Here is a 12,195-nt window from a genome sequence, read left to right as displayed (position 1 = left end):
GCGAGCTCTTCCCGAGCGGGCGAAACGATGACCGATGTCGATGGAAGGCGGTCGGTCGGACGGCGACGCCGGGTCACCAGCGCCGACGTCGCCCGCGCCGCCGGGGTGTCCCGGGCCACGGTCAGCTACGTGCTCAACGACGTACCCCACCGCAACATCTCGCAGGCGACCAGGGAGCTGGTGCGGTCGACGGCGAAACGGCTCGGACACATGCCCTACGCGCCGGCGCGGGCGCTGCGGTCGGGACGCACCAACATCGTCCTCGCCCTGGTGCCCGGCTTCGGGATCGGCTTCCTGTTCGACAAGGCGCTCGACGCCCTCAACACCGCCCTGGCCGCCCGCGGGTACGCCCTGCTGGTGCACCACCACGCCGAGGCGCTGCGGTCGATGGCCGACCTGTGGGGTCTGGTGTCGCCGGCACTGGTCGTCGCGACCGGCGGGCTCACCGCCGAGCAACGCGCCGCCGTCGAATACTCCGAGGCCCGGCTCGTCGACGTCGACGGGATCGTCTCCTTCCCGCGCATCGGCCGGATGCAGGCCGAATACCTGCTGTCGAAGGGTCACCGCCGGCTCGGGTTCGCCATGCCCGGCGATCCGCACCTCCAGGTCTTCGGCGCCAGCCGGCTCAGTGGCGTACGCGCGGCGTGCGCCGAGGCGGGGCTGCCCGAGCCGGTCGTCGAGGTCGTCGACTTCGACCGCGCCGACGTACGGGTGGCGGTCGCCTCCTGGCGGGACCGGCCCGACCCGGTCACCGCCGTCTGCGCCCACAACGACGACGTCGCGCTGGTGCTGATGGCGGGGCTGGAGACGATGGGGTTGCGGGCCGGTGTCGACCTGGACGTGGTCGGGGTCGACAACGTGCCGATGGCCGCGATCGGGGTCACCACCGTCGCCATCGACATCGACGCGCTGGCCGGGGTCGTGGTCGCTTCGGTGCTGGCCGAACTCGACGACCAGCCGCCACCGGCCCGCGACGGCGAGTTCCTGCACCTGGTCGTACGCCGCTCCGCCTGACCGGCGAACGCGCCGCTCAGGGACGGGGTGCCTCCTCCTCGCCGGCGAGGGCCGGTCCCTCGCGGTCGATCCAGTCCTGCCGGCTCTCCCCGCCGATCAGCGAGACGAAGGCGCGGGCGGCCAGATCGGCGGCGGCGCGGCCGACGGCCTGCTCGTCCCAGCGGGAACGGACGAAGTCGGCGTGGCAGTGCCACTCGTGGCTGCGGTCCGTCTTGGTGCGCTCGCCGGTCTGGAAGTCGAACCGGTCGGGCAGGTTGCCGGGTACGCCGTCCCACACGTTGATCGCGTTGACGTACCGGCGGCGTGGATCGGTCGGGTCGAGCCAGACCCGGTAGACCCGGCCGTGCGCCTTGACCATGTCGGCCCGGCTGACCGACATGTCGATCGCGGCGCCGGCTCTCAGGTTGACCACGGTGGTCGGGCGGCCGAGCGGGTCCGGGGTGCTGGGGTCGGGATATCTGCCGTGCCGGCGCAGGTCCTCGATCGACACGTGCGGGCCGCCACGGGCCAGGTGGGCGCCGTCGGGGACGATTCCGGACAGCACCGCCGAGGGGTAGCCGGCCGCGTCCTCCCACTGCCGGGCGGCGTACCGCAGTTGCCGGGTGGTCTCGGTCGTCACCGCGCCGCACCGCCGGCCCGTCGGGCGCCGCCGTCGAACGGGGCGACCGTCTCGACCCACGGCGCGGCGAGTACGTCGTACCGGCCCTCCTCGGCCGCCCGGTGCCGGCTCCGTGGCCCGGTGGTCAGCATCGGCATCCCGTCCGGCGCGCGGACCGCGAATCCGGTCGCCTCCCGGTAGTCGTAGATCCAGCAGCGTCCGGCCGGCCGGTCGACGAGGAGGAAGCCCTCGGGATACCGGCTGATGGCGTGCTGCCCGTCCAGCGGTCCGCCGTGACAGATGGCTTCGTACACGGACCGAGTATCCGTCCGGACGTGTGATCAATGTCGGGCATGTAAAAGATCGATTCCGGGGGATCGGTGACTCCGGAATCCGCCCTGGTGCGCGTACGCTTTGCGGGCGACGAGCGACCGTCCGGTTCGTCGGGGAGAGTCGTCATGAGGTGATGGAGCGAGCGGCCCAGCCGGCTCGGTCGGCCCATGACGACCGCGAGTGAGGCGAGTGGGTGTCATGGGCAAGGGTGTACGGGTTCAGGAATTGCCGGGCATCGGCAAGCGTTACGACTTCGACCTGGGGGGCAGCAGCGACCGGATCTCCCTGGTGGTCCGCCGGGACGGGGTCCGTGACCTGTACGTCTTCACGGCGAAGTCCGACGAGCCGGTCGCGGTGATCGAGCTGACCGAGGAGCAGTCCCGCAAGGTCGGGGCGGTGCTCGCCGGCACATTCTTCGACTGAGGCTGAGGCCCATACGTGCACGCTGACCTGATCGGCTTCGGCGCCCTGGTGCTGGTGGCCGGGCTGCTGGCCCGCGCCGGCCGGCGCTTCGGCCTGCCGACCGTACCGTTCTTCATGCTGGCCGGGATGCTGCTCGGTCCGGGTACGCCCGGCCCGGTGCTGATTCCGCACCCCGAGGACCTGTCGCTGCTGGCGTCGCTGGGTCTGGTGCTGCTGCTGTTTCACCTCGGTGTCGAGTTTCCGGTCGAGCAGGTGCTCGGCAGCGGGAAACGGCTGTTCATCGCGGCGGCCTCCTATATCGGCCTGAACGTCGGCGCCGGCCTGGTCCTGGGGTTCGCGTTGGGCTGGGGCACCTCCGAGGCGTTCGTGATCGCCGGTGCGCTCGGCATCTCGTCGTCGGCGATCGCCACCAAACTGCTCATCGAGCTGCGCCGGCTGACCAACGCCGAGACTCCGGTCATCCTCGGCATCATCGTGATCGAGGACCTGTTCCTCGCCTTCTACCTGGCGCTGCTGTCGCCGATCCTGTCCGGTGCCAGCTCGCCGGGGCAGCTCGCGCTGCGGATCGGCATCAGCTTCGGCTACCTGGTGCTGCTGTTCGCCCTGGCCCGGTTCGGCGCCCGCGCCGTCGGCAAGATCATCGACAGTCACGAGGACGAGCTGCTGGCGATCCTCATGGTCGGCCTGGTGGTCCTGGTCGCCGGGCTGTCCGCGGAGGTCGGCGTCTCCGACGCGATCGGCGCGCTGATGATCGGTCTGGTGGTCGCCCGTACGTCGGTCCGGGAGCGGGTCGAGCGGCTGGTCCTGCCGCTGCGCGACGTGTTCGCCGCGGTGTTCTTCGTCGCCTTCGGCCTGAGCATCGACATCGGCGCGATCGGTACGGTCGCGGTGCCGGTGGGGATCGCGGTGCTGATGACGATCGTCGTCAACGTGATCGCGGGCATGATCGCCGGCAGCCTCTTCGGCTTCAACCAGCGCGGCGCGGCCAACGTCGGCCTGACCGTGCTGGGCCGCGGCGAGTTCTCGCTGATCCTGGCCACGATGGCGCTCGCCGCCGGCCTCGACGAGCGGATCGGTCCGTTCGTCGCCCTCTACGTACTGGTTCTCGCCGTGCTCAGCCCGCTGCTCGCCTCGCAGTCGCGTTATCTGGCCCGGGTGATGCCGGACCGGCTGATCCGGTCCAACTGGCGGTACGTCCGCGAGGAGACGACGAGCACCGCCTGCACCCACCTCGACCGGATCCAGATCACCGAGAGCGACGCCGAGGAGTGCCCGCAGTGCGCCGAGACCGGCGACGACTGGGTGCAGTTGCGGATGTGCCTGACCTGCGGTGCGGTCGGCTGTTGCAGCGACTCGGTCAACAACCACGCGCAGGCGCACTTCGAGGAGACCGGGCATCCGCTGATGCGGTCGCTGGCACCGGGCGAGAACTGGCAGTACTGCTTCATCGACCAGTCACTGGTCCGTGAACCGATGGGGGCCGGCCGGCCCACGGAATGAGCGCCCGGCGCAGGCCGGGGTGAAGTTGTGTCGTCCGCAAGGGGTGAACCGCGCCGAGGTGGGTAACCGCCGACCGCACGGGAGCGCGGTACGGCTCCCCGCAGTTGGCAGCCATCGATTCGTCTCCGCGGGGGTGGGACGGATGCGCGAGGACCGCGTAGTCACCGGGGATGTTCCCCTGCTGGCGTCGAAGCTGGCCGTGCCGCCGGCACCGGCGGTGTCGGTACGGCGTACGGGGCTTCTCGGGCTGCTCGACTCCGGTGCCGCCGGCCCGGTCACGGTGGTGGTCGGGCCGGCGGGCTGGGGCAAGACAACCCTGCTCGGCGCCTGGGCGCGGGAGCGGGACGGCGGTCCGCCGGGCTGGCTGTCCGTCGACGCCGGCGACCGCGCCGACCGCTTCTGGGCGTACGTCCGCTCCGCGCTCGACGTCGCCGACCCGCCCGCCGGTTCCGGCATGGCCGACGAGCCGGTCCGGCTGGCCGACGCGCTGACCCGTCGGCCGGAACCGGTCACCCTGGTCGTCGACGACTTCCATCTGCTCACCGACCCCGACGCGCTGGCCGGTGTCGACCTGCTGCTCCGGCACGCGGGGCAGCGGCTGCGGCTGGTCGTCGGGACCCGGCGGGAGCCGGCGCTGCCGCTGCACCGGTTCCGGCTCGCCGACGAACTCACCGAGATCCGGGCCGCCGACCTGTCGTTCGAACCGGCGGAGGCCGCCGAACTGCTCGCCGGGCACGGGATCACGCTGCCGGCCGTACTCGTCGACGACCTGCACGACCGCACCGAGGGATGGCCGGCCGGGCTGCGGCTGGCCGCGGACGCGTTGAAGGGGCACCCGGAGCCGGCGGGCCTGGTCGACGGGTTCACCGGCGACCACCCGGTCATCGCCGGCTACCTGGCCGACGAGGTGCTGGCCGGGCTGCCCGCCGACCTGCGGGAGGTGCTGCGGCGCGGCTGCGTCGCCGACCGGATCACCGGCGAACTGGTCGAGGCGCTGACCGGCCGGCCGGACGGCGAACGGCTGCTCGCCGAGCTGGAACGGCGTACCGGGCTGATCCGGGCCGTCGGCGGACGGCCGCCGGCCTGGCGGTGCCACCGGATGCTCGGCGAGCTGCTCCGCGCCGAGTTGCGCCGGCGCGATCCCGGCGAGGCCGCCGACCTGCACCGGCGGGCGGCGGCGTGGCACGCCGAGCGGGCCCGGCCCGCCGAGGCGATGCGGCACGCGCTCGCCGCCCGGGACGGGGCCGGCGCGGTCGGGATCCTGACCGGGCACTGGCCGGAGCTGCTCCCGTACGTTCCGGCCGGGCCGCTCGCCGACCCGGTCCCGGCGCCGTCGGACAGCGCGGTCCGGGCCGAGCCGGAGCTTGCCCTCGCCTACGCCCTGGACCGGCTCGGTGACGACCCGGCGACGGCGGAGAACTGGCTGCGGATCGCCGACGAGCCGGGGCGGCGGCTCACCGGCGGGCGACGGGACCGGTTCGGGGTGCTGGCCGCGGCGGTCCATCTGGCGTCCGCGCAGACCGGTGGTGACGACGGCGCGGTGCGGTCGGCCGCCAGCCGGCTGCTCGCCCTCGTCGAACCGTACGGTGACGGGCGGGAGCGGGCGGCGGCGCAGGCGGCGCTCGGGGCGGCCCGGCTGACCGCGGGCGACCTCGACGGCGCGCAGGCCGTGCTGGTCGACGGGCTCGCCGACGCCGAGGCGGCCGGCCCGGACCGGGCGGTGCTGGCCTGCGGCAGCCGGCTGGCCCTGATCCGCGCGGTCCGCGGTGAGCTGCTCGCCGCCGAACGGATCGCCCGTCAGGTGCTCGCCCTGCCCCGGTGCCAGGACCCGGTCCGCCCGCCGGACTGCGCGTACGCGCACCTGGCGCTGGCCGTCGTAGCCGCCGAGCGGGGCCGGCCGGACGAGGCCGAGGGCGAGATCGCGGCTGCGGTACCGGGCGGGGATCCGCAGCTCGCCGCCCTCGTCGACCTCGTGCGGGCCGAGTTGTGTCACGACCGCGGCGACCTGCTCGGCAGCTACCAGGTGTTGCGAGCCGGCCGGGCGGCCCTGTCCGGGCGGCCCACCGCCAGGTTCGTCGCGCTCTGGTTCGCCGTGGTGGAGGCGGATCTGCGGACCGCGCACGGCGACGTGGACACCGCCCGGGCGGTGCTGCGCCCGCTGATCGACCGGGCCCGGGCCGCCCGGCCGCCGAACCGGGCCGCGCCGGTCCCGGCCGACGGGCCACCGGCGTTGCCGGCGCCGGTCGCGGTGGCGCTGGCCCGTACCCATCTGCGGGCCGGCGATCCGCGGGCCGCCGCCCGGCTGCTACCCGCCTGGGAGGACGGCCGGCCGGGCGACCGGATCGCGGTACGGCTCGACGCCGGCCTGCTGGAGGCACTGACCGCGAGCCGGCTCGGCGACCGGCGACGGGCCACCCGGGTCCTGGAGTTGGTGCTCGCGCTGGCCGAGCCGGAGGGGTTCCGGCGGGTCTTCGTCCGGTACGGCCCGCCGGTGCGTGATCTGCTCGCCGCGCACCTCGACTCCGGGACGGCGTACTGGCCGCTGGTCAACGAGCTGATCGCGGCGACCGGTGAGCGGCTGTCCGGGCCGGCGCCGGCCGCGGCTCCGCCGGGACCGGCGCCCGGTGAGGAGCTGACCGAGCGGGAACTGACCGTGCTGCGCTACCTCCAGAGCATCCTGTCCAATGTGGAAATCGCGGCCGAGATGTCACTTTCGGTCAATACGGTGAAGACCCACGTGCGCAACATCTACCGCAAGCTCGACGCGACGAGGCGCCGGGAGGCGGTCCGCCGGGCCCGGGAGCTGCGCCTGCTCTGACGCGTGCGCGCCGGTCCGATCCACTGTGGATCGGACCGGCGCGCCGCGGTCACCCGCGCGGGGCCCCGTCGACCGCGGCCAACAGGTCCGGCAACGCGTACGTCCGCTCGTGCCGTACCCCGTTGACGAAGATGCTCGGCGTGCCGTTGACCCCGCTGCGTACCCCGCTGACGAAGTCGCGGCGGATCCGGTCGAGGTGCACATGGTCGTTGACCTCGGCGGCGACCTCCTCGACCGGCAGCCCGACCTGTTGCGTGCCCAGCGCCAGGTGCACCGGGTCGAGTTGGTCCTGGTGCGCGAACAGCCAGTCGTGCATGGCCCAGAACTGCCCGCGTGCGCCGGCCGCCTCGGCGGTCTCCGCGGCGATCTCGGCGTACGGGTGCACGTTCATCAGCGGGAAGTGCCGGAACACCAGCCGTACGGTGGGTCGCTGTCGCCGCAGTTCCCGCAGGTTCGGGTACGCGGCCGCGCAGTGCGGACACTGGAAGTCGCCGTACACGACCATGGTGGTCGGCGCGTCCAACGGTCCCTGGGCGTGATCCTCGGCGGTCACCGGGGCGCGCAGCCGGCTGACGGACACCTGCAGCGGCGTGATCCCGGCCGCGGTCACAGGGTGACCTTGATCCGGTTGTCGACCGACGAGACACCCGGCGCCGACCAGGCGACCCGCTCGGCCTCCTCCCGTTCGAGCCAGGAGCGCACGCTTCCGTTGAGCACGACCCGGTCGCCCTGTACCGCGATGGTCAGCCGGTCGACATCGGTCTCGACACTGCGGACGAGGGCCTCGCCGATCAGTTGCCGCAGTTCGTCGGGGGAGGTCCCGGCCCGGGGCCGTACGGTCATGCCGTTGGTGACGCCGCGTACGCCGGCGAGCCGGCGTACCGTCCGCTCGGCGGCCCGGCGCTGGTACTCCCACTCGACCTCGCCCCGCACCATGACCCAGCCGGCGGAAACGGTCACGTCGATGTGCTCGACCGGCACGAACGCGTCCCATTCGAGGGCCCGGGTCGCCGCGTCGGCGATGTCCGAGTCGGTGCGTTCGGTCGTGGCGGACAGTTGCACCTCGATGTCGTTGGCGACCGCCCGTACCCCGCGTACGCGGTGGGCCGTGCGTTCCGCCGACCACTTCCGCGCGTAGTTGTCGACCTGTCCGCTCAGGGTCACCACGCCGTTGCGGGCGATGACCCCGATCTCGTTGGGCTGCACCCGGGCGTCCCATTTCAGCTCGTCCAGAACGTCGCGCTGCAGTTCCTCGTCGGTGCGCGTCATCCCCGCCGTCGCCATGGTCATCTTCCCTCCGGATCAACCCTGCCCTACCAGGCTCGATGCTGCGCCGAGGGTGGGTGAGGCGGCGTCGTCCGGGGCGGGTGATACCGGTCCCATAACACCGGTGGTATGACCCTACCGTTGGGTAGCCACCAATCTCGATCAATGGTTAATCTGCGTTCAGTCCTTTCGGGTGATGAGGCAATCATCCGTCCGGACGTTGACCGCTACCTATTGGCTGCCGGTGTGCAGCCGCGTCGGTATGGCAGTTGATTCGTGCCCGGGGCCTTCCCGCCGATTTCCCCCATTAACCGCTGGTAGCGGAGCGTCCGGGATCCCCCACACGAAGGAGACGAGAATGCGCCGTACCCTGTCCACCGCCGTCGCGCTCACCGTCGCGACGGGGGGCCTGACCACCGTGCTCGCCATCGGCGGGCCGGCCTCGGCGGCCCCGACCCCCGCGGCCGACGTACCGGCCGGAATGCTCGCCGCGATGGAACGCGATCTGGGGCTCACCGAGTCGCAGGCCCGCCAGCGCGTCGCCGACGAGGCGGTGGCCGCGAAGACCGAACAGCAACTGCGCAAGCAGCTCGGTGCCGGTTTCGCCGGTGCCTGGGTGGAGAACTCCGCCCTCGTCGTCGCCGTGACCGGCGACCGTGAGGCGGCCGCCGTACGCGCCGCCGGCGCCACCGCCAAGGTCGTCGAGCGCAGCGCCGCCGACCTCGACTCGACCAAGTCCAAGTTGGACGCCAAGTCGGGCGCCGCCGGTGACGCGATCAGCGGCTGGCACGTCGACGCGAAGTCCAACAGCGTGGTCCTGCTCGCCGACCCGGGCGCGACCACCGCCGCCGCCGAGTTCATCAAGGCCGCCGGTGTCGACGCCGCGACCGTCGACGTCGTCACGGTGGAGGAGTCCCCCCGCCCGCTGTACGACGTGGTCGGTGGCGACGCCTACTACATGGGTGGCCGCTGCTCTGTCGGCTTCTCGGTCGTGGGCGGCTTCGTGACGGCCGGCCACTGCGGCACGGTGGGTACCCCGACCCAGGGCTACAACAACGTCGCCCAGGGCACCTTCCAGGGCTCGTCGTTCCCCGGCGAGGACATGGGCTGGGTGGCCACCAACTCGAGCTGGACCACGCCCCCGCTGGTCAACAACTACGCCGGCGGTACGGTCACGGTGACCGGCTCCGCCGAGGCGTCCGAGGGCTCCGCGATCTGCCGCTCCGGCTCCACCACCGGATGGCACTGCGGCACCCTGCAGGTCAAGAACTCGACCGTCAACTACCCCCAGGGCACCGTCTACGGCCTCACCCGGACCGACGTCTGCGCCGAGCCCGGCGACTCCGGCGGCTCCTGGCTGACCGGCACCGAGGCCCAGGGCGTCACCTCCGGTGGTTCCGGCAACTGCAGCTTCGGCGGCACCACCTACTACCAGCCGGTGAACCCGATCCTCAGCGCCTACGGCCTGACCCTCGTCACCGGGTAACCCCGTTTCCTGCCTGCCGGTGCCGGCGACCCGTCCTCCCCGGGTCGCCGGCACCGGCACGTCCGGGGGCGCCCACCGGTGCGGCGTCGACCGGCGTCGATCGGGTCGGGGTCGACAGCGACCGGGGCCATAGTGGAGGATCTGTCACCACCCGGACGCCTCCCGCGCCCCGCCCCGGCAAGGACGCCGCCATGACCGTGGAAAGCAATTCGGTCCTGCCCCGCCTCGCCGCAGCGCTGCGGAGGGTGGCCGGCCACGAATGGACCATCGCCGCCGTCGGCAGCCTGCTGCTCGCCGCGCTGTTCACGTGGCCGACGCTGGGTGACATCACCGGCACCATCCCGCAGGACACCGGTGACCCCACCCTCCAGGCCTGGCAGATCGCCTGGGGCGGGCACGCCCTGAGCACCGACCCGGGCAGCCTGTGGCACTCCAACACCTTCTATCCCGAGCTGTTCACCTACGCCTACTCCGACACCCTGCTCGGCTACGCACCGCTCGGCATGATCGGCGACGGGCCGGTGGCGGCCATCGCCCGTTACAACATCCTGTACGTCCTGGTGCACGCACTCGCGTTCTTCGGCACGTACGCCCTGGTCCGCCAGCTCGGCGGGAACTGGATCGGTGCCGCGGTGGCCGGCACCGCCTTCGCGTACGCGCCGTGGAAGCTCGCCCAGGCCGGACACATGCACGTGCTGTCGACCGGCGGGATCACCCTCGCCCTGGCGATGCTCGCCCGCGGCCACGGCTGGTCCTTCCGGCACGGCTACCGGCCCGACCTGCGCCGTCCCGGCTGGGCGGTGGCCGGCTGGCTGGTGGCGGCCTGGCAGATGACGCTCGGCTTCGGCATCGGTCTGCCGTTCGGCTATTTCCTGGCCGGTGCCGTACTGGTGGCCTCGGCCGGGTACGGCTGGGCCTGGTGGCGCCGTGGCCGCCCGGTCTTCGGCCGCCGGCTGCTGCTCGCCGACCTGGCCGGCGGCACGGTCTTCGCCGCCGTCACGGTGTTCATGGCGTTGCCGTACCTCAAGGTGGTCGAACTGCACCCGGACAGCCGGCGGACGGTCGCGCACATCGACCAGTTCTCGCCGCCGGTGCGCGGCTTCTTCACCGCGCCGGGGGAGTCGTGGCTCTGGGGCGACCGGCACGCGGCGGCCCGGGAGACGCTGTCGTTCGCCGGGGAGATGACGCTGCTGCCCGGGGTCACCCTGATCGGCCTGGCCGTCACCGGTCTGTTCTTCTCCACGTGGCGGTTGCGGCACCGGATCGGGCTCGCGCTCGGGGTGCTGGTCAGCGGGATCCTGGCCACCGGCAGCTGGTTCCTCGGCGACGGTGACCCGGGCTACGTCACCCTGATGAAGGTGCTGCCCGGCTGGGACGCGATGCGTACCCCCGGCCGGTTGGTGTTGTGGACCACCCTGCTGCTCGCCATCCTGGCGGCCGGCGCGGTGAGCATGGCCGCCACCGCACCGTCCGATGTGGAGGACGAGGCGGACGGGAAGGACGGGCCGCCGCCCGTCGGGGCACCGTCGGTGCCCGCCCCGGCACCCCTGGCCGGGGGGCAGGACACGGGCGTGGCGGTCGTCGCCCGGGACGGGCCGGTCGATGCGTTGCCGGCCGCCACCGGGTCCGGTCGCGACGGAGTGGTCGCCGCCGTGCCCCGGCTGCGGCAGGCGGTGCCGTCGACCGACGCCGACGTGCCGGTCCTGGCCGTACCCGCGCCGCGTGCGGCGGATACGCCGGCCCGGACCGGCCCGCCGGGCCGCCCGGCCGCCCGGACCCCGGCCGCGCGTCGTCGACGCGACCGGTTGGCCCTCACCCTCTCCCTGGTGCCGCTCGCCCTCGTGCTGCTGGAAGGGGTCAACCGCACCCCGCACCCGCCGGTGCCGTCCGCCCCGCTGGCCCTGCGTGACGTCGCCGAGCCGCTGCTGATCCTGCCCCCGGAGGGCATCGCCGAACTGCACTACATGCTCTTCTCGACCGACGGCTTCCCGCGCATCGCCAACGGCCTGGCCGCCCATGTGCCACAGACCCAGGCGCAGACCCGGACGATGACCGTCTCGTTCCCGGACGCCGCCAGCATCGACTACCTGGCGGAGTTGGGCGTGCGCACGGTCGTCGTACTGCCCGACTACCTGCCCGGCACCGGTTGGCAGGACATGCTCGACCGGCCGATCGACGGCCTGCCGGTGACCCGGGAGCAGGTCGGCGGCGCGGTGGTCTTCCGGCTGCTCGAAACCAGTTGACGCACCGGTCACCAAAACGTCATCCGACCGTTGCCGTACGGTGCCGGAGCGGAACAGCGCGTTGGACCCTGACGTGATGGGATTGGCGTCGGGGGTGTCCGGATGGACAGGCAGTTGGCGATGTTCTTCGCCGGGATCGTGGCGGTCGGTATCGGTCCCGCCGTGTGGCTCGGTGGCACCCTGCTGCGCGGCAAACCGGCCGCGGTGCCGCCCCCACCGGCCGTCGCCCCGTCGGCGACCGCCGGACCCAGCCCGCGGCCGACCCTGTCGCCGGCGCCGACCGTGGCCGTCGATCAGCCGGGGCAGTCCCGGCCCGGCGGCCCTTACCGCACTCCCGGACCGACCGGCAGCCTGGTGACCATCCCGGCGGCGACCGTGCCGCCGCTGCCGCCGACCTCCGGCCCGCCGTTGCCGTTGCCGTCGCTGCCGACGACCAGCCCGTCAGTTACCACCGGGCCGGTCGCGCCGACCACCGAACCCGCCGCGGAGATCGGCGCCTGAGAGCGGCCCAGAG

The 12,195-nt window shown here is 73.1% G+C and carries 11 protein-coding genes; 7 read left to right on the top strand and 4 right to left on the bottom strand.

Annotated elements, in window-relative coordinates:
- Positions 1–27 precede the first annotated feature (27 nt).
- Positions 28–1,014 carry a LacI family DNA-binding transcriptional regulator gene (locus Prubr_RS03160; protein WP_212821462.1) on the top strand — a complete coding sequence of 329 codons (987 nt, stop codon included), beginning with the start codon at positions 28–30 and terminating at the stop codon, positions 1,012–1,014.
- A 16-nt stretch (positions 1,015–1,030) separates the two neighbouring features.
- Here the strand turns inward: Prubr_RS03160 and Prubr_RS03155 are convergent, their stop codons facing one another.
- Positions 1,031–1,633, bottom strand: a complete 603-nt coding sequence (locus tag Prubr_RS03155; RefSeq protein ID WP_212821460.1) for a hypothetical protein — start codon at positions 1,631–1,633, stop codon at positions 1,031–1,033.
- A complete protein-coding gene (locus Prubr_RS03150; RefSeq protein WP_212821459.1) occupies positions 1,630–1,926 on the bottom strand; it encodes a hypothetical protein in 297 nt (98 codons plus the stop codon). The genes Prubr_RS03155 and Prubr_RS03150 overlap by 4 nt, the downstream gene beginning before the upstream one ends.
- Before the next feature lie 217 nt (positions 1,927–2,143).
- Here Prubr_RS03150 and Prubr_RS03145 point away from each other — a divergent pair, with 217 nt between their 5' ends.
- The 3 genes from Prubr_RS03145 (at position 2,144) to Prubr_RS03135 (ending at position 6,686) form a co-directional block, all read left to right on the top strand.
- Positions 2,144–2,368 carry a cation:proton antiporter regulatory subunit gene (locus Prubr_RS03145; RefSeq protein ID WP_212821457.1) on the top strand — a complete coding sequence of 75 codons (225 nt, stop codon included), beginning with the start codon at positions 2,144–2,146 and terminating at the stop codon, positions 2,366–2,368.
- A gap of 15 nt (positions 2,369–2,383) precedes the next feature.
- Positions 2,384–3,868 carry a cation:proton antiporter domain-containing protein gene (locus tag Prubr_RS03140; RefSeq protein ID WP_212821455.1) on the top strand — a complete coding sequence of 495 codons (1,485 nt, stop codon included), beginning with the start codon at positions 2,384–2,386 and terminating at the stop codon, positions 3,866–3,868.
- 142 nt (positions 3,869–4,010) lie between these two features.
- On the top strand, positions 4,011–6,686 hold the full coding sequence (locus tag Prubr_RS03135; protein ID WP_212821454.1) for a winged helix-turn-helix domain-containing protein: 2,676 nt from the start codon (positions 4,011–4,013) through the stop codon (positions 6,684–6,686).
- 49 nt (positions 6,687–6,735) lie between these two features.
- On the opposite strand, the gene Prubr_RS03130 is transcribed toward Prubr_RS03135, so the two are convergent.
- Positions 6,736–7,296 (bottom strand): DsbA family protein, encoded by a 561-nt coding sequence (locus Prubr_RS03130; protein ID WP_246568261.1) that lies wholly within the window; start codon positions 7,294–7,296, stop codon positions 6,736–6,738.
- Positions 7,293–7,970, bottom strand: coding sequence for a BON domain-containing protein (locus Prubr_RS03125; RefSeq protein WP_425518031.1), 678 nt, complete (start codon positions 7,968–7,970; stop codon positions 7,293–7,295). Before Prubr_RS03125 ends, Prubr_RS03130 begins: the two co-directional genes overlap by 4 nt.
- Before the next feature lie 340 nt (positions 7,971–8,310).
- On the opposite strand from Prubr_RS03125, the gene Prubr_RS03120 reads away from it, so the two are divergent.
- From Prubr_RS03120 to Prubr_RS03110, 3 genes are all read left to right on the top strand, one after another.
- On the top strand, positions 8,311–9,438 hold the full coding sequence (locus Prubr_RS03120) for a S1 family peptidase (protein WP_246568259.1): 1,128 nt from the start codon (positions 8,311–8,313) through the stop codon (positions 9,436–9,438).
- 191 nt (positions 9,439–9,629) lie between these two features.
- Positions 9,630–11,681, top strand: a complete 2,052-nt coding sequence (locus Prubr_RS03115; RefSeq protein WP_212821451.1) for a hypothetical protein — start codon at positions 9,630–9,632, stop codon at positions 11,679–11,681.
- A 102-nt stretch (positions 11,682–11,783) separates the two neighbouring features.
- The gene (locus tag Prubr_RS03110; RefSeq protein ID WP_212821449.1) at positions 11,784–12,182 is read left to right on the top strand and encodes a hypothetical protein; all 399 of its coding nucleotides are present in this window, start codon (positions 11,784–11,786) and stop codon (positions 12,180–12,182) included.
- Positions 12,183–12,195: the final 13 nt, after the last annotated feature.

Source organism: Polymorphospora rubra, from assembly GCF_018324255.1.
GTDB lineage: Bacteria > Actinomycetota > Actinomycetes > Mycobacteriales > Micromonosporaceae > Polymorphospora > Polymorphospora rubra.
This window is presented reverse-complemented; position numbering and strand designations above follow the sequence as displayed.